The 22609-nt window shown below is 32.0% G+C and carries 26 protein-coding genes; 9 read left to right on the forward strand and 17 right to left on the reverse strand.

The genetic code is table 11. The features are described from left to right. Positions 1-33: 33 nt before the first annotated feature. Positions 34-849: a 2,3,4,5-tetrahydropyridine-2,6-dicarboxylate N-succinyltransferase gene (locus VOI25_RS13870; protein ID WP_323789680.1), complete on the reverse strand. Its 816-nt coding sequence runs from the start codon at positions 847-849 to the stop codon at positions 34-36. 405 nt (positions 850-1254) lie between these two features. On the opposite strand from VOI25_RS13870, the gene ruvX reads away from it, so the two are divergent. From ruvX to mazG, 4 genes are all read left to right on the forward strand, one after another. Continuing rightward, positions 1255-1668 (forward strand): Holliday junction resolvase RuvX, encoded by a 414-nt coding sequence (gene ruvX, locus VOI25_RS13875; protein ID WP_323789681.1) that lies wholly within the window; start codon positions 1255-1257, stop codon positions 1666-1668. Positions 1669-1733: 65 nt separating this feature from the next. Further along, a complete protein-coding gene (gene def / locus VOI25_RS13880) occupies positions 1734-2324 on the forward strand; it encodes a peptide deformylase (protein WP_323789682.1) in 591 nt (196 codons plus the stop codon). 26 nt (positions 2325-2350) lie between these two features. After that, positions 2351-2779, forward strand: a complete 429-nt coding sequence (locus VOI25_RS13885; RefSeq protein WP_323789683.1) for a DUF5606 domain-containing protein — start codon at positions 2351-2353, stop codon at positions 2777-2779. 9 nt (positions 2780-2788) lie between these two features. Beyond that, positions 2789-3562: a nucleoside triphosphate pyrophosphohydrolase gene (mazG, locus tag VOI25_RS13890; protein ID WP_323789684.1), complete on the forward strand. Its 774-nt coding sequence runs from the start codon at positions 2789-2791 to the stop codon at positions 3560-3562. A 198-nt stretch (positions 3563-3760) separates the two neighbouring features. Here the strand turns inward: mazG and VOI25_RS13895 are convergent, their stop codons facing one another. From VOI25_RS13895 to VOI25_RS13935, 9 genes are all read right to left on the reverse strand, one after another. Next, the gene (locus VOI25_RS13895) at positions 3761-4507 is read right to left on the reverse strand and encodes a YebC/PmpR family DNA-binding transcriptional regulator (protein WP_323789685.1); all 747 of its coding nucleotides are present in this window, start codon (positions 4505-4507) and stop codon (positions 3761-3763) included. A 70-nt stretch (positions 4508-4577) separates the two neighbouring features. Next, complete coding sequence (locus VOI25_RS13900; RefSeq protein ID WP_323789686.1) at positions 4578-5612, reverse strand: LIC11966 family surface protein; 1035 nt, start codon at positions 5610-5612, stop codon at positions 4578-4580. Position 5613: 1 nt separating this feature from the next. Beyond that, positions 5614-7671 (reverse strand): S41 family peptidase, encoded by a 2058-nt coding sequence (locus VOI25_RS13905; protein WP_323789687.1) that lies wholly within the window; start codon positions 7669-7671, stop codon positions 5614-5616. Between the two features lie 30 nt (positions 7672-7701). Beyond that, positions 7702-7992 carry a 4a-hydroxytetrahydrobiopterin dehydratase gene (locus tag VOI25_RS13910; RefSeq protein ID WP_323789688.1) on the reverse strand — a complete coding sequence of 97 codons (291 nt, stop codon included), beginning with the start codon at positions 7990-7992 and terminating at the stop codon, positions 7702-7704. Positions 7993-8106: 114 nt separating this feature from the next. After that, positions 8107-8940, reverse strand: coding sequence for a sugar nucleotide-binding protein (locus VOI25_RS13915; RefSeq protein ID WP_323789689.1), 834 nt, complete (start codon positions 8938-8940; stop codon positions 8107-8109). A gap of 21 nt (positions 8941-8961) precedes the next feature. Next, positions 8962-10032, reverse strand: coding sequence for a glycine cleavage system aminomethyltransferase GcvT (gene gcvT / locus VOI25_RS13920; protein ID WP_323789690.1), 1071 nt, complete (start codon positions 10030-10032; stop codon positions 8962-8964). 119 nt (positions 10033-10151) lie between these two features. Further along, positions 10152-10580: a DUF4268 domain-containing protein gene (locus tag VOI25_RS13925; RefSeq protein ID WP_323789691.1), complete on the reverse strand. Its 429-nt coding sequence runs from the start codon at positions 10578-10580 to the stop codon at positions 10152-10154. Between the two features lie 2 nt (positions 10581-10582). Beyond that, on the reverse strand, positions 10583-11257 hold the full coding sequence (locus VOI25_RS13930; RefSeq protein ID WP_323789692.1) for a ZIP family metal transporter: 675 nt from the start codon (positions 11255-11257) through the stop codon (positions 10583-10585). Positions 11258-11292: 35 nt separating this feature from the next. Then, on the reverse strand, positions 11293-12024 hold the full coding sequence (locus tag VOI25_RS13935; RefSeq protein WP_323789693.1) for a class I SAM-dependent methyltransferase: 732 nt from the start codon (positions 12022-12024) through the stop codon (positions 11293-11295). Positions 12025-12112: 88 nt separating this feature from the next. Between VOI25_RS13935 and VOI25_RS13940 the strand changes: the two genes are divergently transcribed. Continuing rightward, positions 12113-13273, forward strand: a complete 1161-nt coding sequence (locus VOI25_RS13940) for a class I SAM-dependent RNA methyltransferase (protein WP_323789694.1) — start codon at positions 12113-12115, stop codon at positions 13271-13273. A gap of 23 nt (positions 13274-13296) precedes the next feature. Here the strand turns inward: VOI25_RS13940 and VOI25_RS13945 are convergent, their stop codons facing one another. The 4 genes from VOI25_RS13945 to rlmD all read right to left on the reverse strand — a co-directional run bounded on the left by VOI25_RS13945 (position 13297) and on the right by rlmD (position 16628). Further along, positions 13297-13821 carry a DinB family protein gene (locus tag VOI25_RS13945; RefSeq protein ID WP_323789695.1) on the reverse strand — a complete coding sequence of 175 codons (525 nt, stop codon included), beginning with the start codon at positions 13819-13821 and terminating at the stop codon, positions 13297-13299. A 97-nt stretch (positions 13822-13918) separates the two neighbouring features. Further along, positions 13919-14668: a DUF6048 family protein gene (locus VOI25_RS13950; protein WP_323789696.1), complete on the reverse strand. Its 750-nt coding sequence runs from the start codon at positions 14666-14668 to the stop codon at positions 13919-13921. After that, a complete protein-coding gene (locus VOI25_RS13955) occupies positions 14634-15185 on the reverse strand; it encodes a DUF6452 family protein (RefSeq protein ID WP_323789697.1) in 552 nt (183 codons plus the stop codon). The genes VOI25_RS13950 and VOI25_RS13955 overlap by 35 nt, the downstream gene beginning before the upstream one ends. 27 nt (positions 15186-15212) lie before the next feature. After that, positions 15213-16628 carry a 23S rRNA (uracil(1939)-C(5))-methyltransferase RlmD gene (gene rlmD, locus VOI25_RS13960; protein ID WP_323789698.1) on the reverse strand — a complete coding sequence of 472 codons (1416 nt, stop codon included), beginning with the start codon at positions 16626-16628 and terminating at the stop codon, positions 15213-15215. A 107-nt stretch (positions 16629-16735) separates the two neighbouring features. Here rlmD and VOI25_RS13965 point away from each other — a divergent pair, with 107 nt between their 5' ends. The 4 genes from VOI25_RS13965 (at position 16736) to rocD (ending at position 19649) form a co-directional block, all read left to right on the forward strand. After that, positions 16736-17242, forward strand: coding sequence for a hypothetical protein (locus tag VOI25_RS13965; RefSeq protein WP_323789699.1), 507 nt, complete (start codon positions 16736-16738; stop codon positions 17240-17242). Beyond that, positions 17243-17794 carry an RNA polymerase sigma factor gene (locus tag VOI25_RS13970; RefSeq protein WP_323789700.1) on the forward strand — a complete coding sequence of 184 codons (552 nt, stop codon included), beginning with the start codon at positions 17243-17245 and terminating at the stop codon, positions 17792-17794. 65 nt (positions 17795-17859) lie between these two features. Next, positions 17860-18246: a DUF6768 family protein gene (locus tag VOI25_RS13975; RefSeq protein ID WP_323789701.1), complete on the forward strand. Its 387-nt coding sequence runs from the start codon at positions 17860-17862 to the stop codon at positions 18244-18246. A gap of 122 nt (positions 18247-18368) precedes the next feature. Then, entirely contained in the window at positions 18369-19649 is a 1281-nt protein-coding gene (rocD, locus tag VOI25_RS13980; protein WP_323789702.1) for an ornithine--oxo-acid transaminase, read from the forward strand. 60 nt (positions 19650-19709) lie between these two features. On the opposite strand, the gene VOI25_RS13985 is transcribed toward rocD, so the two are convergent. The 3 genes from VOI25_RS13985 to VOI25_RS13995 are packed head-to-tail and all read right to left on the reverse strand — an operon-like array spanning position 19710 to position 22282. Further along, positions 19710-20054: a CCC motif membrane protein gene (locus tag VOI25_RS13985; protein WP_323789703.1), complete on the reverse strand. Its 345-nt coding sequence runs from the start codon at positions 20052-20054 to the stop codon at positions 19710-19712. An 11-nt stretch (positions 20055-20065) separates the two neighbouring features. Beyond that, positions 20066-20353: a DUF2752 domain-containing protein gene (locus VOI25_RS13990; RefSeq protein WP_323789704.1), complete on the reverse strand. Its 288-nt coding sequence runs from the start codon at positions 20351-20353 to the stop codon at positions 20066-20068. 57 nt (positions 20354-20410) lie between these two features. Then, a complete protein-coding gene (locus VOI25_RS13995) occupies positions 20411-22282 on the reverse strand; it encodes a hypothetical protein (RefSeq protein WP_323789705.1) in 1872 nt (623 codons plus the stop codon). Between the last annotated feature and the right edge of the window lie 327 nt (positions 22283-22609).

A 22609-nucleotide genomic window follows, 5' to 3' on the forward strand; every position in this document is an offset into this window, starting at 1 on the left:
TCAATCTAAAATGATATCTGTGATTTAAAATAGTTACACGGCAACATCATATTCACGTAACGCATCATTTAGAGAGGTTTTTTTATTGGTACTCTCTTTACGTTTTCCAATTATTAAAGCACAAGGAACATTATAGTTTCCTGCAGGAAATGTTTTCGTATAACTTCCTGGAATGACTACAGAACGTTCAGGAACAACACCTTTCATCTCAACAGGTTTATCGCCAGTCACATCAATAATTTTTGTACTCATTGTCAAAACAACATTTGCTCCTAAGACAGCTTCTTTTTCAACACGTACTCCTTCAACAACAATACAACGAGAACCAATAAAAGCACCATCTTCAATAATTACTGGTGCTGCTTGTAACGGTTCTAAAACACCACCAATTCCAACACCACCAGAAAGATGCACATTCTTTCCAATTTGTGCACAACTACCAACAGTTGCCCAAGTATCAACCATAGTACCTTCATCTACATAAGCGCCAATATTGACATAACTTGGCATTAAAATAGTACCAGGCGATATGTAAGCTCCATGTCTTGCAACTGCGTTTGGTACAACACGAATACCTTTCTTTTTATAATCACGTTTTAATGGAATTTTATCATGGTATTCAAAAATACCAGCTTCAAGGGTTTCCATTTTTTGAATAGGAAAATATAGAACAACTGCTTTTTTTACCCATTCATTAACTTGCCATCCATTTTTTGTAGGTTCAGCAACTCTTAACGTGCCTTCGTCTAATAAGTCTATTACAGATCTTATACTTTTGATGGTAATGTCATTAGTTAATAAAGAACGGTCGTTCCATGCGTTTTCTATATGTTGTTGTAATTCTTTCATTTTAGAGGTCTCAATTTTGACAAAGATAAGTCTATAAAATTCTTCTCATAATTTCTAATTCAGAAAAAATAAAAAAAAATGTGACCTAATTAAAAAGTTGGTGTCTTAAAGTTGTGATTATTATTATTCATGTGTCATCCCTAATATAGGCACTTGAATTCTTTAATAATTAATAGCTAATTTTGAAAACACCTTTCTTTTATTAGAAGGGTGTTTTTATTTTTAAAAAAAACAAAAAAGAGATGTGACCTAACTATAAATCATGTGTCTTAAAAGTATAACATGAACTGTTTAAAGTAGAGGGTAAACTAGTTTATGAATAATAATTGATGGTTGATTATTTTACAGCGCTTCTTTGACCTACAAAGAGGCGTTTTTTTGTTTAATAACAATTACCTTTGCAATATGGCAAGAATACTAGCAATAGATTATGGTACAAAACGAACAGGAATAGCTGTAACAGATGAGTTACAGATTATTGCTTCTGGGTTAACGACCGTTGATACCAAAGAATTAATTGGGTTTTTAAAAACCTATATTGCTGAAGAATCTGTCGAGCTATTTATAGTAGGAGAGCCGAAACAAATGAATTTTGAGGCTTCTGAAAGTGAAGTGTCGATTTCTAAGTTTTTAGATAAATTAGAAAAAGCGTGTCCAGAGATTCCTGTGAAACGAATAGATGAACGGTTTACATCTAAAATGGCATTTCAGACAATGATTGATAGCGGACTTAATAAAAAGCAACGAAAAAATAAAGCCTTGGTTGATGAAATTAGTGCGACAATCATTCTTCAAAGTTACTTGTATAATCAATCGTAATTAAATCTAAAAAGTTAAAAAATCACAATAAGAATTGTATTTTTGCAATCGAAAAATAAAAGTACATGATATTACCAATAGTTGCTTATGGCGATCCTGTTTTAAGAAAAAAAGCAGAACCAATAACTAAAGATTATCCTAAATTAGAAGCTCTTTTAGAGAATATGAAAGAGACGATGTATGGTGCATTTGGTGTAGGTTTGGCAGCTCCGCAAATTGGATTAGCCATTCGAATATTTTTGGTTGACACATCACCTTTTGCTGAAGATGACGAATTTTCTGAAGAAGAGCAAGAGATTTTGAAAAATTTCAAGCGTACATTTATTAATGCTGAAATCTTGGATGAAGAAGGAGACGAATGGGCTTTTAATGAAGGCTGTTTAAGTATTCCGGATGTTCGCGAAGATGTGTTTAGACAACCAAAAATTAAGATTCAGTATCAAGATGAAAACTTCAAAACACATACTGAAGAATTTGACGGATTAATAGCTAGAGTTATTCAGCATGAATATGATCATATTGAAGGTATATTATTTACTGATAAACTATCTTCATTAAAAAAGCGTTTGATAAAAGGAAAATTATCAAACATTTCTAAAGGGAAAATACAGGTAGATTACAGAATGCGTTTTCCTGCTTTAAAAAAGAAACGATAAAACATAAAAATCATATTATATAAATTATGAGTTTAGATAAAATACTTTCCATTTCTGGAAAACCAGGATTGTTTAAAGTTATTGCACAAACAAGAACTGGCTTTGTAGCTGAATCTTTAATTGATCAAAAAAAAGTAAATGTAAATATTCACAGTAACGTGAGCATTCTTAGCGAAATTGCTGTGTATACATTAACAGAAGAGTTACCATTAAGAGATGTTCTTAAAAAGGTAATGGAAAAAGAAAATGGTCAACAAACTTCTATAAGTCATAAAGATTCTAAAGACATTTTAGAGGAATATTTCTTTGAAGTATTGCCTGATTATGATGAAGACCGTGTTTATGCAAGTGATATTAAAAAAATTGTGCAGTGGTACAATTTACTTCAAAAGCATGATATGCTTGATGCTTTAGAAGAAGAGGCAAAGGTTGCTGCTTCTGAAGAGGAAGAATAAACCTTAAACATGTCTGATAAAAAATCGCAATTACAAGCTTTTGAACGTTTACTCATAATTATGGATGAGTTGCGCGAACAATGTCCTTGGGATAAAAAGCAAACCTTACAAACACTTCGTCATTTAACTATTGAGGAAGTTTATGAATTGGGAGATGCTATTTTAGTCAACGATTTAGACGAGGTTAAAAAGGAATTAGGTGATGTATTACTACACATTGTATTCTATTCTAAAATAGGAAGCGAATCTAATAGTTTTGATATTGCTGATGTTTGCAATAGTATCTGCGATAAGTTAATTGATCGACATCCACATATTTATAGTGATGTTGTTGTTGAAAATGAAGAAGACGTAAAGAGAAACTGGGAGCAACTTAAACTTAAAGAAGGAAAGAAAAGCGTTTTAGAAGGTGTACCCAAAAGTTTACCAGCTATGGTAAAGGCTAACAGAATTCAAGATAAAGTTGCTGGAGTAGGATTTGATTGGGAAGAACCACATCAAGTGTTTGAAAAAGTAAAAGAGGAGCTAAGTGAATTACAAGTTGAAATCAATTCTGGCAATCAAGACAAAATTGAAAGTGAATTTGGTGATGTCTTATTTTCAATGATAAACTATGCGCGATTTTTAAAAGTAGATCCTGAAAGCGCATTAGAACGTACCAATAAAAAATTCATAAAGCGATTTCAGTATTTAGAACAAAAATCGAAAGATTTAAACAAACCATTATCAGAAATGACTTTAGCTGAGATGGATATTTACTGGGAAGAAGCGAAAAAAATATAATTTTTTCAATTGTCGTAATCCAAATACACAAAAGCATTCGTATATAACATAGATAGAAACTTAGAGATAAGTTTTATTATCATAAGTAGGCAATCTTAATTATATAGTTAAGCGGATTTGATTAAGATTTAAAATTTAGTTTAGTTAGGGGTAAAATCCTGTCTGTTTAATCAGGCAGGATTTTATTATTTATGAGGATTACTCTGTAGATTCTTCCATGGTGTGATATACATTTTGTACATCATCATCTTCTTCAAGTTTTTCAAGAAGTTTTTCTACATCTTCTGCTTGTTCTGGAGTTATCTTTTTTGTCACTTGTGGAATCCGTTCAAAACCAGAAGATATAATTTCTATATTATTAGTTTCAAGATAGGATTGAATGTTTCCAAAACTTTCAAATGGCGCATAAATCATAACGCTTGTTTGCTCATTTCCTTCTTCATCTTCATCAGTATCTTCAAAAATTTCTTCAACACCAAAATCTATAAGTTCTAATTCTAATTCTTCCAAATCTAATTCTTCGCCTTTAATTTTAAAATTGCAGGTATGATCAAACATAAATATAACAGATCCAGAGGTTCCTAAACTGCCATCACATTTATTAAAATAAGAACGGACATTAGCGACTGTACGCGTATTATTATCTGTTGCTGTTTCTATAAGTACGGCAATACCATGTTGTGCATAGCCTTCAAAAAGGACTTCTTTATAATCTCCTTGATCCTTCTCACTAGCCTTTTTAATTGCGCGTTCAACATTGTCTTTAGGCATGTTTACCGCTTTCGCATTTTGTATCACTGCTCGCAATCTAGAATTAGAATCTGGATCAGGACCACCTTCTTTTACAGCCATTACAATGTCTTTGCCAATACGTGTAAAGGCTTTACTCATTGCAGACCAACGTTTCATTTTTCTTGCTTTACGAAATTCAAAAGCTCTTCCCATTATCGTTCTTTTTTAAAAGTTTTTTGTTGCATTCAAAATTATCGAAATTTAATTGAAATGCCAACAAACATTAGTCATTAGGAATGTGATTTGCTAAAAAATTTGCGTTGGTATTATTCAACTCATTTATAGAGGCTTGGCGTTTAGTATTTAATTCGGTATTTACCTTATTATAATTCTTTACAGCTTTATTAAGGACTTTTACTTTCTTATTGAAATCATCAATTTGCTTTTTGGTTCGCTCACGTTCAGGCGTTTGATCTAAAGTTGTTTTGATTTTATCGAAGTCTTCATTTAGAATAAGAAAATCAGTGAGATGAGGCATTTTATTTTCAGTTTCATCAATAAAGAACTCAAATGCTGTTTTTGTAGCATTGATAATAGAATCATCATTTTTATATTTTGATTTTGTCTTTAAGATTTCAATACCTTCTTTTGCAGCTGCATTAAGTGCATTTGAGTTTTGTTGAATAGCACTTACGTCATTTGCTCGAACAGCATCCCAAAGGTATACCTCATTAATATAGACTTTAAAGTAAACCAAATACATGTCATTATAATGTTCGAAAACCTCATTTGATATTTTCATTTTTCGGGCTAAATCATTTTCACTTTCAATAATTTCAATAGCATGTTTTTCGGCAAAAGCATAAAAATTGGTTTCATATTCTTGTTGCGATTCTTCCATTTTCTTATCTGCCATTTCCTGAGCAAGAATGTAAGCTTCCATCGCATCATATGATTGTTCTGCGACAGCTTTCATATCAACAATTTCAGCATAGTCATGATTTAAAAGACTTTTGTTAAGTCGCATATGCTTTAAAACTTGGTTTTTATATTCATCGCCATTAAAGCCATCTGCTTTTTCAATTTTTGCTAGTGCCTTATCTAATGTTTTGAGTAAATTTTTTCGTTTACCTTCAATACTTCTATCGCTGTTGCTATGGGCTACTGCTTTTGTGTATTTCCACATATTTTTTGTGATGGCTTGTTGTTCTTCACCAACAAAATCTAAATATTCAGATGCATTTTTAAAACTTTGAGCTATTACTAGGTTTGAAACTAGAAAGCAAAATATGCTAAGGGTTAATGTGATGTGTTTCATTTTAATTCGTGGAGTTTAATTGTATTAGATCTAATAAAATATGATGTGCTTCAGAGATATAAATATCGTTTTGAATGTTCTCTAGTATTGATGTATTAACGTCTTTTAGTTCAGCATTAAAACTAAGAATTTCCTCTGTTGAACTTGTATTACTTACAATTAATGATGAGGTTTTACTTTCAATAGTGTCACTAAATATTTTCCACTTAGAATGATATGCATTCATATTGCTATATACATTTTGTAATGTGAGTGGATATTCGGTTTTTAAATCGAAATAGTAATCTATAATTAATGAATTAAGTGATTTTACTGCTTCAAAAGCTACATCGTTTCGAATACGAGCTTGATTTTTTGTTAAAAGTGTTTCAATAGGAAATGCTTTTAGTTTAATATACTGAAGAGCAGGTTCAATTGAATCATTATCTAATGCATAAGAAGCGTATTGTTCTTGAGTTTTAAAATTATCATATACACTTGGTAATGGTATATCAGGAATTACGCCAATAGACTGATGACTTTGTCCTGTTATACGATAAAATTTTTCTACTGTAAGTTTTGAAAATCCTAAAGATGAATTTTCTTCTAATGGCAATAATACTTGAGCTGAAGCTTTACCATGCGATGTAGAGCCTACAATAATTGCTCTGTTGTAATCTTGCATTGCTGCTGCAAAAAACTCTGAAGCTGATGCGCTAAAGCCATTAATAAGAATTACGATTGGCTTTGTAAATAAAGAACCTCTATTTAAATCTTTTACCGTAAATGTTTCACCGTTTGCGTATTTTAAAATAGATAATGGACCTCTATTAATAAACATGCCTGAAAGATCTGCGGCTTCCTTCATCGAACCGCCTCCATTAAACCTTAAATCTAAAATGAGTGCATCAATATTTTCTTTCTGAAGTTTATATAGTTCTTTAGCAACATCGTTGGCGACACCTAGCCCGTTTGGAGATTCAAAATCTGAATAAAAGTTATTAATACTTATATAACCAACACTAGCCTTGTCTTTTAATAGGTATCCAGTAACTGTATTATCTTCAGTTTTGGTTTTAGTTTTAGTCAGTTCGATATCCTTAAGAGTGCCATCTTGCTTTTTAATTTTAAACGTGATTGTTGTATTGTTTTCGTCATCAGTAAATGCAACAATATCTTCATTTGAGACGCAATACGTTTCTAAAACAACAGTATTTGCTTGTAATGATTTTATAACATCATTAGTTTCAAAATTACCATTAATATAGGCTGGGCTTCCTGGTGTGATGTGTGCAATTATGATATCACCATTATCATTTTTACTCGTTACAATTCCAAAAGAAAGTTGGTCGTTTGAAAGGGAGTTTACGTAGGTTGTTTTATCAGTAGCATTAAAAAATATCGAATTAGGATCGTGAAAGGCTACAAAAGCGTTCAAGAAGGCTTCTTTTACAAATTGAGGTAGTCCGCCGTTTTGGTTTTGTAATTCTTCGAGTTTGCATAATTCTTTTTGAATGATTTTAGGCCGAACGTCTTCCTCTTGTTTTTTGAAATTTGATTGAAGGTTATCAATCAAGGAATCTTTTTCAATAAGTTCAAAGAGAATATTATAGCGTAATCGCTTACTCCAATAACTAATTGCTTTAGAATCATCTTCAAAGAATTTATAAGTTGCATCTGGAGCAAAACGTAAAGTGTCTTTTCCGGAATAATCAAATTTTTCTTTTGAAAGGTTTTGTATTATTTGTTTTGTTTTTGCAATGCGTTCAGCAAGTATAGTGCTGTATTTACCTATAAATCCACAATCTTTATTTAGAATATAATCATCTAATTGCAAACGATCATTTGAAAACAAGTCAATATCGTTTTGGGTGAAAAAACGCTTGTCATTATCTAATTGAGCTAAAAACAATTGATAAACTCCTACTGACAAGCTATCATCTACTGGTTTAGGTTTGAAATGTTCCTTTTTTACCAGTATTTTAATTGCTTCCAATTGATCACAAAACTCTGGTACCTCCTGAGATTTCGCCGTAAAAAAGCAACATAGAATGAAAAGTAAAATAAGTCGATTAAACATAGAGGGATTTAGTAGGTAAACAATAGGTTATTATTCTTGGACTTCAACAATAGCTTCGATGGCTTCTGCTAATTTAAAATCTTTATCAGTTACGCCATTGACACTATGAGTTGACAATGAAATTTTTAAAACATTATACACATTTCTCCAATTAGGATGATGGTTTTGTGCTTCACATTCAAAAGCAATTCGACTCATGGCACTAAAGCAATCTTTGAAATTATCAAATTCAAATTCGGCATGAATAGCATTTTTATGATAGTCCCAATCTGGAAACCGTAATAATTTTTTTTCAATTATGTCCTCTGAAAGTAAACTCATAGATAACTGTTTCTATTAAAAGTATGAAATTTTATGGTAAAATAAGAACTTATACCTATTGAGAATATAAAATGAGATAAACAGGCAAAATAAACTTTAAATGGTTGTTTTTTGCTATTTTTTCAGTTCTTGAAGCACTTCAGCACTTGTAACCTGAAGATGTTTAGGAAGTTTGTTAAACTTGGGAAGTACTGCTAAATAGCGATCTTCATTGGTCGTAAATACGTGCTTAAAAAGCACACCATTTTTTGATGTAATTTGATTAACAATATCTTTGATGTATTCATCGTGATGCACTAGATCTGTACTTCCTAAATGAAACACTCCCGATTTATTCCTGTTTATGATATAATGAATTTGTTGTGTGACCTTTGAATCGGTAGTCACATTCATAATAATATTTGGAAAAATTTCAATGGCAGTTTTCTCTGCGAGATGTTGTTTTAACTCCTTTATCCTTGGAGATTGAGCGCCTAAAACCATTGGAAGTCTTACAATGGCTACTTTTTTCTTCGGAAGGCGTAATAGCATATTTTCAATTTTTATTTTGAAATGGCCATATATACTTCCGCTGAAAGTTTTGTCTAATTCGTAACTTGGATATTTACTGTAGGCATCAAATACATTAGCAGAAGACAGAAAAATGATTTTGCAGTCGTGCGCTAATACATATTCAGAAATGTGTCGATGTGCTATAGTTTGTGCATGAAAATCTCCTCGAAGTGCTGAAATAATAATCGTAGGTTTGGTAACTTCTAAGACTTCGTAAACATCATCAGACTCAACATTATATTGTAAAAAGTGCTTGTTTTCTGTAAAGATTTTATTTGGAATACGATAGGTGCCAAAGGTTTTAAAATAAGAACACAACTCCTTATAAATAGCGTTACCGATAAAACCGCTAGCGCCTAAAATTAATATTCGATGTTTATTGTCTTTCTCCTTCATTAATCAATCTCAATACATCAATTATCCCTTGTAAAAAGGTAATTTTACTATAGTTGCAGGTATTGCATTTTTACGAATTTGTACATTTATTTTACTTCCAACTTCAGAAAAAATGGTCGGTACATAACCTAAGCCAATCCCTTTTCCTAGGCTAGGAGACATGGTTCCAGAAGTCACCACACCAATCTTTTTTCCGCTAGAATCAACAATATCGTATCCATGACGTGGAATACCTCTGTCATCGAGTTCAAAAGCAACCAATTTACGCTTTGGTCCGCGACGTTTTTCATCTTCTAAGGCTTCAGAATTGGTAAATGTTTTTGAGAATTTTGTAATCCAACCTAAACCTGCTTCAATAGGAGATGTTGTATCGTCAATGTCATTTCCGTAAAGACAATAACCCATTTCTAAACGTAAGGTGTCACGCGCAGCTAAACCAATAGGCTTTGCTCCAGCTTCGACTACTTTGTCCCAAACCTGTTTTACTTCAGAATTTTTGCAATAAATTTCAAATCCACCACTTCCAGTATAACCTGTTGCAGAAATAATAACATGCTCAACACCTGCAAAATCACCAACAACAAAGTTGTAAAATTTTATTTCTGAAAGATCATGGCTAGACAATGCTTGCATAGCTTCAACCGCTTTTGGACCTTGAATTGCTAATAGCGAATAATTTTCACTGATATCTTTCATGTCTGCTCCAACATCATTTTTAGATGAAATCCAGTTCCAATCCTTTTCAATATTACTAGCATTAACAACCAATAAATATGTGTCCTCTTTAATTCTATAAATAATTAAGTCATCTACAATACCACCATCATCATTTGGTAAGCAACTATACTGTGCTTTACCAACTGTTAATTTTGAAGCATCATTGCTGCATGTTTTTTGAATTAAATCAAGAGCATGTGGACCTTCGATTAAAAATTCTCCCATGTGAGAGACATCAAATACACCAACACCAGTTCTTACCGCTTCATGTTCAATATTTACACCATCATATTGTACTGGCATATTATACCCAGCAAAAGGAACCATTTTTGCTCCAAGTGCTTGATGTGTTTCTGTTAAGGCTGTATTTTTCATTACAAAAGGTTTTGGGTTTCCGTTATGGATGTACTATTGTTTTTCTTAAAAATGATGTAATTCTATCTATTGAATTTTCACTGCAAATGTATCGAAAATTATCTGTTTTTTTATAAAATTCAATCTTTTAAGATGTCTTCAAAATCTGTAAAGAAGCTTTCGAATTTATCCATAGTAGTATTAAAAAACACCATAACTTCTCGCCATGAGTTTTTATTATGAATGGATACTTTTTGCTCCAGTGGAAGATAAATTCTAGAGATTTCCTTTCCGTTTTCTAGGTAGTATTCTTCTTCAAAAATAACGTCTGGTAAGTAATCTGCTTTAAGGATGCTTTTAAGACTTAGTAGCTTTTCCCAAGAATTAATCCGTTTTTCTAAATCATCTTCAAGGTCTAAGGCTATCAATGCCGATTTTGTATCAAAATGAAATTTAAAAGAAAAGCCTTTAATTTTTGTATCATATAAAATCCATTTTCTTGGAAATGACTTTCCGAAGCTCGTCCAAAATTCTTCTCGTAACTGTCGTGATTCTTCTTTAGAAAACATAATTAAATAAAATAGGCAATTCCGACACCTAAAATTATGGCAATAAGTTTTGAAAGGTTGAATTTATGACCTTCACCACTTTCGAATAAAATGGTAGTAGAAATATGAAAAAAGATGCCAATTACAATCGCATTAATAGTATAAATGTAGTTCGTTGCAATTTCTGAAGTATTAGATATTAAAGTTCCTAAAGGCGTCATGACTGTAAACACTAGTAAAAAGAAAATAATATGCAACTTACTAAAATTTGATTGTAATAGAAACGCAGTAATTAAAGTTGCAATTGGAATTTTATGAATCAAAACACCATACACCATATCATTGTGTTCATGAATAGGAAAACCTTCTAGGAAACTATGAATGCATAAACTTATAAATAATAACCACGGAAATGCCGTTTCGTTTTTATGAATATGAACATGTCCATGTTCTGCACCTTTTGAGAAAAACTCCAAAATAATCTGAAGCAATATACCACACATGATGAAAAGACCAGTAAGTTTAACGTCTAAATGTTCGTACACCTCTGGTAATAAATCAAAAAGTGTTAATGCTAATAAAAAAGCACCACTAAAGGAGAGTAGGAGCTTCGTGTTTATAGTTTTTTTATGTTTGCTAAGAAACGCTAAACCTACTCCAAAAACTACGGCAAATATGGGTAATAAATATGTATTCATTTTTTAATAATACTCATCTTAAATAATACTATTGGCTATTTAAAAACCATAACTAGACGTTCTGAACTGTTTTTATGAAACGTATTTAGTTTGTAATCTCCAAAAACATCTAATAAATAAACACCTGCTTTTTCAAAAAGAATTTCAAAATCTTTTAATGTAAGCGCTTTTACACGTTCTTGAAAACTATAATTTTCATTATTAGCGCTAAATGTAATGGTTTTAATTATGTAACCATCTTCGACGTGTCGTTTTTGCATGAAATCGATGCCATCAACCGTTTTAACATCTTCAGGAACAAGATTATTGATTACAAAATCACTATTCATAAAGTCAATAACCCCAAACCCAAAGTCGTTTAAGTTGGCTTTTATTGATTTGATTGTTTTGAGATTGTCGTCTTCATTTTCAAAATATCCAAAACTGGTAAATAAATTAAATACAGCATCAAATTTTTTTCCGTAAGGCTTACACATATCGTGTACATCAAAATGTAGAGTCTCATTTTCAAATTGCTTAGCGTAAGAAATGCTATTTTCAGATAAGTCTACACCTGTAACATCATAGCCTAAAGAATTTAAGTACATCGAATGACGACCTTTTCCACAAGCAAGATCGAGAATTTTACCATGCTCAGGAATGTTTAAATATTCCGTTAGGTTGTCCATAAACAATTGTGCTTCGCTATGATCTCTATCCTTGTAAAGAATATGATAAAAAGGTGTGTCAAACCAAGATGCGTACCATTGCTGTGTGTCTTCTGCCATGTTTATTTCCCATAGCTATGGGAATCTATTTAATTCTTCTTTTAAGCCACAAAAATACTTTATTTTTGCTATCTATTAGTCGTATCTTATGGAGAATAATTATAAAATGGTGGCCAAAACCTTATTTGGTTTTGAAGATTTATTAGAGCGTGAACTTATTCAACTAGGAGCTATGCATGTAAAAAAAGGCGTAAGAAACGTTAGTTTTACAGGTGATAAAGGTTTTATGTATAAATGTAATCTTGCTTTGCGCACTGCGATTAAGATTCTTAAACCTATTCACACCTTTAAAGTAAGAAACGAGCAAGACCTTTACGACAATATTTACAAAATGCCATGGGAAGATTATCTAAAGCCTACTGGTACATTGGCAGTTGATGCCACAGTAAATTCTCAGGTATTTACGCATTCCCTTTATATAGCCCAAAAAACAAAAGATGCTATTGTTGATAAATTTAGAGATACTGATGGACAGCGACCAAATGTAGATTTAAAATTTCCAGATGTAAAAATAAATGTTCATATCGATAGAAATACGTGTAATATTTCTTTAGATGCTTCAGGAGATTCATTACATAAAAGAGGGTATAAAACAGCAACTAATATTGCGCCAATTAATGAAGTTCTTGCTGCAGGTTTAGTTATGCTTTCGGGTTGGGACGGACAATCGGATTTCATGGATCCAATGTGTGGTAGTGGAACTATTTTGGCTGAAGCGGCTATGATTGCGTGTAATATTCCACCAAACTTGATGCGCAAAGAATTTGCTTTTGAACGTTGGCCAGATTGGGACGTTGATTTATTTGAAAAAATTGAAGAATCGCTTCTTAATAAGACTAGAGATTTTCATCATAAAATAATTGGTTATGATAAATCACCAAGTGCTGTAACTAAGGCAAAAGAGAATATAAAAAATGCGCATTTAGAAGAGTTTGTGCATATACAACATGAAGATTTCTTTAAGACTCAAAAAGGTGGTGATGAAAAACTGCACATGGTGTTTAATCCACCTTATGGAGAGCGATTAGATATTGATATGGAAGAATTCTATAAAGATATTGGAGACACGTTAAAACAAGGTTATCCTGGAACTGATGCTTGGTTTATTACATCTAATTTAGATGCTTTGAAACATGTTGGCTTGCGTCCTTCACGTAAAATACATCTTGTAAATGCTAAGCTAGAAGCACGTTTTGTGAAATATGTGATGTATGAAGGCAGCAAGAAAGGTAAGTATATGAATAACTAAATGTTGTTTGCCATTTTGATGGATTAATACTTTTCTTTAAGTGTGTTGGTATGGTGTTCAATATGATAAGCTGTCCACATTATGATTTCTCTAATCGGCATCTTTCCCATTAAAGGATGCGGAAGGATTAAACTGTCTAAATTTTTATCTGAAATTTTCCTTGTTTTATACTGAAGTTTTTTGCTTTCCACTTGCAAACGATCTAATAAGTATTGCTTTTCTGAAATCGCAGGAACTCCCATGTTTTTTGAAGGTCCAAAAGTTTTACCTTCAACACCTTTAAGACGTTCTTGATAACGATTAACAACCGTTTGATAATCTCTAACAGGTCTATTTGCCTTACCAAATTTATAGCGCAATACAAATTTGGGCATGCTTAAAGCAGCATTAAGAGGTTTGAAACTTTGGAGCAAATGCAGTGCATGTTGTCCTGTAGTCCATTTACCGTTTGGACCTTCAAGCCATTTTTCATCGTCTTGTTTTGAAATCCAATTAATTAAGGCTTGGTTTTTATCGTCTATAAGATTGGCAATTGAATCTTTATCCATAATATCTATACATTAGTATAATGGAAAAGATATAAAATATTTATGAATTTTTCAGTATTGTAGATTAGGTCTATGACTAAATAGGCGTCAGCTAAATTTATTCTTCCTTTTCGGTAACCACTTTTTTGTCCTTTTTAATAATAGGAATGAGATAGGATAAATTATAACCTAGGCCAATTCCAAAACGACCACTATCATACGTTCTATTGAAACCAGGTATAAATAAATTTTCAAAATCATCAGGAATATCTTCACTAATCAAGCTTTTTATTTGAACATTAAGTCCTAAGAACAAATTATTAAATAATTCTGCTTTAATTCCCACGATGATTTCTCCCCAAATTGCCGTTAAACCATTTACTTTTCTAGCTTCACTAGAAGAAAATTGAGTCGGCCAATATTGGTTGGGATTATAAACGGTATAGTTATTTAGATTTTGATTGAATGTGCTTGCACCAACACGAAAACCAAAATAAATCATGTTTTGCATATCCAACCAGTTTTGATAAGAATTGTAGTCAATACCAGCTTTAAAATAACTACCAGAAGCCGTTACGCTCAAGAAATCTGTTGAAATTGTTTTTTCTTCAGTTCCTAATTCACCAGCCAAATATATTTTTTTCGTTAATCTATAATCTCCATTTAGTTCGAAACCAGTGTAATCGTCATCAATAAATGTTTTAACTAGTTTGCCTAAATCGGCACCAAGTCGTAACCCATATTTTTGTTTGAAAATTAAGGTATCCGTTTTCGTTTCTCCATCAATAGTGTTTTGAGCATTTAATGCACAACAGAAGAGAAAGAGGCAACTACTAATGAAAAAATTTGAAATGTATCGTTGTTTCATCTTCAATTGATTGATTATCGGTTAAGGGTTGTGCCAGAACAATCCATCTGTCTGTAACATTTACTTCTCCAAATTGGACACTCACTGCTTTATAAATGGTTTTGTAGCCACATGCTCGAGATACGTAAACGTTTTCAGCTGTATAATTAATTATAATAATATCTTCATTACCAGTTTGAAAATCATCACTTGTATCATCTGGAGTTCCATTATCATTAATGGCATAATCGCGAATGAAACGAAAACTTGTGGTATTATCATCTGTTTTTAATGGTAACTCAACAGTGTTTTCATTAGTGTCGCCAAGATATCCTGAAAGAGGCGCAATATTATCAACGCCTTGAATAAATAGTTTTGTGACATTTTTTTTGTTGTCCTGATTAGAAATGTCAAAAAATTCTAAGATTAATCGAGGTGTTGTAGGCACATCTTCAGGACAAATATCATCACGTTCACAACTTATAAAACTAACTGTGAAAATAATAATTAGGAAATATTGTATGGTCTTTAGTTTCAATTTAATTGTATTTGTTCAGTATCTAGATTAGCTTCTACGTTCTAAAAGTACAACATTTTCAACATGATGTGTTTGGGGAAACATATCTACTGCTTGTGTTTTTGTTATCTTATAAATATCATTCATTAAAGCCAAATCTCTGGCTTGGGTGGCACTATTACAACTTACATATACTATTTTCTCTGGAGCTATATTCAGTATTTGTTGAACTACATCTTTATGCATGCCATCTCGTGGTGGATCTGTAATAATAACGTCAGGTTGACCATTTTTATTTATGAATTCTGAATTAAATACATTCTTCATATCACCAACATAAAAGTCAACGTTATCAATCCCATTTAATTGTGCATTGTCTTTTGCGGCTTTTATGGCATCTGGAACAGCTTCAACACCAACTACAAATTTGGCTTGCTTAGCAACAAATTGAGCTATGGTTCCAGTTCCTGTATATAAATCATATACGAGTTCATCGCCCTTGAGACCCGCAAAATCACGTGTAATTTTATACAATTCGAACGCCTGATCAGAATTGGTTTGATAAAACGATTTAGCATTTATTTTAAAACGTAAACCTTCCATCTCTTCAAAAATGTGATCATTGCCTTTATAACATATCACATCTTGATCATAAATAGTATCATTGGCTTTACTATTAATGATATATTGTAAAGAAGTAATCTGTGGAAATGTTTCAGCTATGAAATCTAAAAGCAAAATTCGTTTGTCTTTATCTTCCTTAAAAAACTGAATGACTATCATTAGATCTCCTGTAGTTGATGTTCTCACCATCATCGTACGAAGCAGGCCAGTTTGTTGACGCGTATTAAAAAATTCTAAATTATTTTTAATAGAAAAATCCCGTACTGCATTTCTAATGTCATTTGAAGGATCAGCTTGAAGCCAGCATTTGTTGATATTGAGAATTTTGTCCCACATGCCAGGAATGTGAAATCCTAAGGCATTTCGATCACCTAAATCTTTATCAGATTCAACCTCCTCTTGAGTAAGCCATCTAGAATCACTAAAGGAAAATTCCATTTTATTTCTATAAAAATAGTGTTCTGCAGATCCTAAAATAGGAGAGACTTCAGGCAATTCTAAATGACCAATGCGAACTAGGTTATTGGTCACTTCTTTTTGTTTAAATTCCAATTGATACTTATAATCCATGTGTTGCCATTTGCAACCACCGCAAACTCCAAAATGTTCACATTTAGGTTCAGTTCGTTTATCAGATAAGGTATGAAATTTGATTGCCTTTCCTTCGTAATATGACTTACGTTTTTTAAATGTTTGCACATCAATTACATCACCAGGAACGGCGTTTGGGAGAAACACAACACGACCATCAGGAGCTTTTGCAACTGTTTTACCTTTTGCACCAGCATCAATCACTTCAATGTGTTCAAAAACTTGTCTTTTACTTTTACGTCTAGCCATAAAGCAAAAATAACAATAGCCATAAATAAAAATGTAAGTAATTAGGATTATCTTTAAAAAACTTCAAAATAAAATGAACCTTTTTATTTTTTCTACGTCTTTAGAATATGAGAGTCATTAACAGTCATGCACGAATAATTCATCAACCTAAAGAAGAGGTATCTGAATTATTTAAAACCTTAGCAACAAATGAAGATCTAATTTGGCCTTCTAAACAATGGCCAGCAATGCGATTTAAAGATGGGTTAAAGATAGGAAGTCGAGGAGGACATGGTCAAATTCGTTATACGATCACTGCGTTTGAAGCTGGAAGCCATATAAAATTTGAATTCACAAAACCAGATGGATTTAATGGAACTCATGAATTACATATGAGGTCTCTTTCTCAAGATACGTCTGAAATTAGTCATACTATAACAATGAATACAACTTTTAAAGCTAGCTTTTTATGGATATTTGTGATTCGTTGGTTACACGATGCATTAATTGAAGAAGCTTTTGATAATGTAGAGAATTATTTTTCAAAAGAAAAGAAAGCAACAACATACAATCTTTGGGTGATTATATTGAGAGACTTTTATAAGCGAAAATCGATTCAAACCAAACATGCATAATTGAAAAAAGATAGTCATATAGATACTGAACTGGTTATAGCTTATCAAGCTGGTGATCAAAAAGCAATGGCTAAATTGGTTCAGCGATGGCATTTGATATACTGCAAAAAAGCATATTGGTTGGTGAAAGACACTAGTTTATCTAAAGATATAGCGCAAGATTGCTGGCAAACGATAATGGATAAACTACATACCTTGCAAAATCCATCGAGTTTTAAAAGTTGGTCATTGCGTATTGTGTATTCTAAATCGTTGGATGCTTTGAGAGAACGAAGCAGGAAACATTCAAAAGAAACAGAATTTGATAAGTCACATCTTTCATTTGTAGAGGATGATAAAGAAAACATAGACCTTAAAGCGTCACTGTTAAAAGCGATAAAACGCTTACCTGAACAACAACAAATTGTTTTAAGATTATTTTATACAGAAGATTACTCGTTAAAAGAAATAAGTGAACTTTTAAGTATATCTGTTGGTACAACAAAATCAAGATTGTTTCACGCAAGAGAAAAACTAAAATTAATATTAAAGCCAATAATTGGCAAGACATAAAAACCAAGAATAGAGTGTTTATAAATACAAACAAGCTAAACACCATGTTCTATAAATTTATTACTATGAAAACAAATATGGAAGATATCGATCAATTAATTAAAGAGACGTTAACTCAAGAAGAATCTAAATTCTATGATTCACTAGAAGAACAGAATGTTCTGGGAATGGTAGGTGGCTTATTTACAGGTAAAAATAAATGGATTATAATAGTAATGAATATTATGACTTTAATCTTCTTTGGATTATTTATTTACTGTACAGTTAATTTCTTTGAGACTACTGAAACGAATGAACTTATAAAATGGGGAATAGGTGGACTTGTATTTTTACTCGGTGTAAGTATGCTCAAAGTTTTCGCTTGGATGCAAATGGATAAAAATGCGATTCTTAGAGAAATGAAGCGTTTAGAGTTGCAAGTATCATCATTGTCTGGAAAAATTTCCGAATAAGATTTTAAAGTATTAATTTGCAAGCCTTAGGGATGATTTCTTTCCCACGCTGAATTTTCGGACTCTTCGAAAGGATAAAGGTAGATAAGGAATGGTTATTTATTAATTTAAAACAAATTAAAATGGCTGTTTTAGACCACATTTCATCGCAAGAAGCGATGGCACTAGAAAACAAGTATGGAGCGCAAAATTACCATCCATTACCAGTAGTATTAACTAAAGGCGAAGGTGTCTTTGTTTGGGACGTAGAAGGAAAAAAATATTACGATTTTTTATCTGCGTATTCTTCTTTAAACCAAGGGCATTGTCATCCAAAGATTGTCAATGCTATGACAGAACAAGCGCAACGACTAACACTAACTTCGAGAGCATTTTATAATGATATGCTAGGGAAGTATGAGAAGTTTGCGACTGAGTTTTTTAAATTCGATAAAATGCTTCCTATGAATTCAGGAGCTGAAGCTGTTGAAACTGCTTTGAAGCTTTGTCGTAAATGGGCTTATGAAGTAAAGGGAATCGATTTAAACAAAGCTGAAATTATTGTGTGTGAAAATAACTTTCACGGACGTACAACTACTATTATTTCCTTTTCTAATGATCCTGTAGCTCGTAAGAATTTCGGACCATATACAGATGGTTTTATTAAAGTTGAATACAATAATATTAAAGCATTAGAAACTATTTTAGAGAGTAATCCTAATGTTGCAGGTTTTATGGTTGAGCCTATTCAAGGGGAAGCTGGAGTTTTTGTGCCTAGCGAAAATTACTTGAAAGAAGCTAAAGCTTTATGTGAAAAATACAATGTATTATTTATTGCCGATGAAGTTCAAACCGGAATTGCTCGTACAGGTAGATTATTAGCTAGTTGTGGTAACTGTAGTTGTCCAGACAAAAATTGTTCGGGAACACCTGATGTAAAGCCAGATGTTTTGGTTTTAGGTAAAGCATTAAGTGGAGGTTTATATCCAGTATCTGCTGTTATGGCTAATAATGATATTATGAATGTCATTCGACCTGGAAACCATGGAAGTACTTTTGGAGGTAATCCAATTGCTGCTGCTGTTGCAATTGCAGCTCTAGAAGTTGTCAAAGATGAAAAACTAGCTGAAAACGCATTTCATTTAGGTGAGTTGTTTAGAAGAGAAATGAATTCATTTATAAAAACAAGTTCTATTGTAAACGAAGTAAGAGGAAAAGGCTTATTAAACGCTATTCTCATTAATGATGATGAAGAAAGTGATACAGCTTGGAATATTTGCTTAGCTCTACGTGATAATGGTTTACTTGCTAAGCCAACACATGGAAATATTATTCGATTTGCACCTCCTTTAGTAATGACTGAAGAACAATTACTAGATTGTGTTTCAATTATAAAAAAGACACTTCAAGATTTTGAAGATTAGAACTATTTAAAGAATAAAAAAAGCGACCAATTGGTCGCTTTTTTTGTATTCAGAAATAAATTATCCTGCATTTTGAAATTGCTTCATTGCGTCTTGCATCTGTTCCATATATGCATCCCAGCCTCCCATAGACCAAATACTGTAAATTGAATATATAAACGACAAAGCCGCTAATGCTAAACCAATAATTGCTATAATTTTTGCAGTATTCAATTGACTGTAATTTGAATATGCACTAGGATTTTCAGTATATAACTTAGTGTCTTTTTTTACAAGATAGAATGCAATACCTGAAAAAATAAATCCACCTATTCCCATACTACAACAGCATGCAATAAATGAAATGATTCCTAAAACTAAGGCAGTAGTTGCGTTAGGTAATTTTTGTTGTACTTGGTCGTCCATAAAAGTTGATGTTAGTTAATAAAAGTTTTTAATACAAAGTTCCCAACTATTATAATAACATTGATAATAGCTAAGGAAATAATAATCTTACCAGCAAATTTATAATTTTTGAAGTAATTAAGTCCAATAAATGCAAACAATAATATAAGTGTGAAAATTGCAGGATACATTTTGAATGCTGCAACCAATTCACCCTGAAATATTAACGCTACTGAACGTTGAATACCACAACCCATACATTCTACTCCTAAAAGAGTTTTGTTTAAACAAGGTAGCATGTATTCTTCTGGAGAAAGCATAAATTTAAAAAGCATCATACAAAAGTACTAAAACTAAAAAAGTAATTTTTCTAATACTTAGTTATTTTTTATGATCAATTTTTTGGAAAGAGGTTCACTATTTTCTAGGCCAATCACAGTTACATAAACACCATCACTAAAGTTTTTAGTAGAAAAACTGTAAGACTGTTTGTTTTCTATATCAATTGTATTAATGACCTGTTTTCCTGAAACATCAAAGAGAGCAATGCTATTAATATCTAGGCTATTAGGATTTTTAATTGTTAATAGTGAATTGTTGTTGTCTTGAAAAACTATAAAATCTGAAATAGTAATGTCTTTGGTACTTAAAGTATCTTCATTACTAAATGTTATCTCAAAACGGTTTTCATACTGACCTTCTCCTAGTGAAATATCAAAACTTCCGTCTATTATATTAGTATATGTATTATTCTCTCCATCGTAGAGATATACATTAACTTCATCATCAACATGAGTTAATTGATTAATAGTAAGACTAAATGTAGTTTGACCAGAAGCCTTAAGTACTAAAGGGATTCTTGCTTCCTGGTCATAAGTCAATGATTTAATTACCAGCTTATGGTTGTCTGCTAAAAAATAGACATCATCACTTAATTCAGAAATATTTCTACCATCACAAAACTTATTATAACTCAAATTTGTATTGTCTCTAAAAGCAATTACACTTTCTCTGTAATACAAATCATTCACTTTGGTATGAATTCTAATCTCTGGAATAATTGTTGGATTATTGATGATATCCATATAATCAAGTCCATTATGTGACATTGCTATAGCTTCTTCTCCTTCAGAATTTAATCTCCCAAAAATAGAACCATTACCAGTTGGAACAGAATCTTCAGCAAGATAAAGCCTCATGGAATTATTAAGGGTAATCACACCACCTCCAGGAGCACCTGAATTATCAACACTATTAACGACAAATCCTTGTCCAATAGCTGCGAAACGTCTAGCATTGTTTGGAGTGTAATTAGGACTTAATCCTGATGTTGCTCCTACATCTCCACCATTACCGTCAAAGTTTCCAAATGTGGCTCTAGTGTACGTGCCATTATCATTAAGATCGGCTAAATTTCCTGGAGCATAAACGGCATAACCACCTTCATAGGTTTGTAAATAATGCGTGCCAACGGCTTTTTGTTCCCAAAAGTATATATTGCCATCTAATCGAGCTTGGTTATTAGCAACATTTACATAAATCAACTTAAGGTCAAGTGCAGATGGATAAGGATTTCCTGTTAATGTAGAAACTTGGTCATCTAATCCAGAATTTGGATCGGCATCTGTGCCATTAAAAAAACAATTAAACGTAATGTCTCCATTATTAGGACGTCCTCTAAAATCTAAAGTGTTATTGGCATTTGGACTTCCTTTGGTTGTAAAACCATAACCAGTACTTACATTTCCTGAATTGAAAATTTGGTTCCAGCCATTATAGCCTCCAGCAGATTCTAAAGACCACATCCAATAATTTGATAGTTCAGTGGCTGTACCATTATAAGCGCTTGTAAACGCATAAGCAATAGAATTTACATTAGTTAAATCTGTATGATCTTGTGGGTCATGGATATTTGATCCATTAAAAGAAAGATTAGCTCGTACAGTACCATCAATACTAACACCAACAGGACTACACCAGTAATTGTACTCATATATTCCTTTAGTTTGTTCTTGATAAACGGAAAGCTCTCCAGCATCAGAATTTTTTATATCATTATTTTGTAATAACTGTGAATCACCTCTTAAGTAGAAATTTGAAGTTGGTGTTTCAAGTCTTATATCATCATTTACAAAAACAACAACGTCTCTTGCGTAAATAAAACTATTGTTATCAACGTATAAATCTGGTTGAGCAAAAGTAAAACTCGTAATTAAAGCGATGATTATAAGTAAAAGTTTATTCTTCATGATGGGTTAGTTATTGAGTCTTAATAATTTGTTTCTTACGTAACGAATCAGTTTTTTTTAATGTTTTCTTTTTTTGAGTTTTACTCGTGTTTATAATGTGATTGCGACTTAAAGAGTCATTGTTTTTGATCACACCTTTTCTATTCGAAAATTTATTAGTTTGGATATGTTTTTTTGAATGTACCGAATCCTTTTTAATTACATAATCTTTTCTAGTAGACGTAGCTTTTTTTTTAGTTAATACCCTTGATTTTTTAGTTAATACTTTTGATTTTTTAGTATTAAGCGTTGTTGATTGCCTAGAATTAAAATTAGATTTCGCTATTT

This window comes from Psychroserpens sp. (assembly GCF_034670085.1).
Lineage (GTDB): Bacteria > Bacteroidota > Bacteroidia > Flavobacteriales > Flavobacteriaceae > Psychroserpens.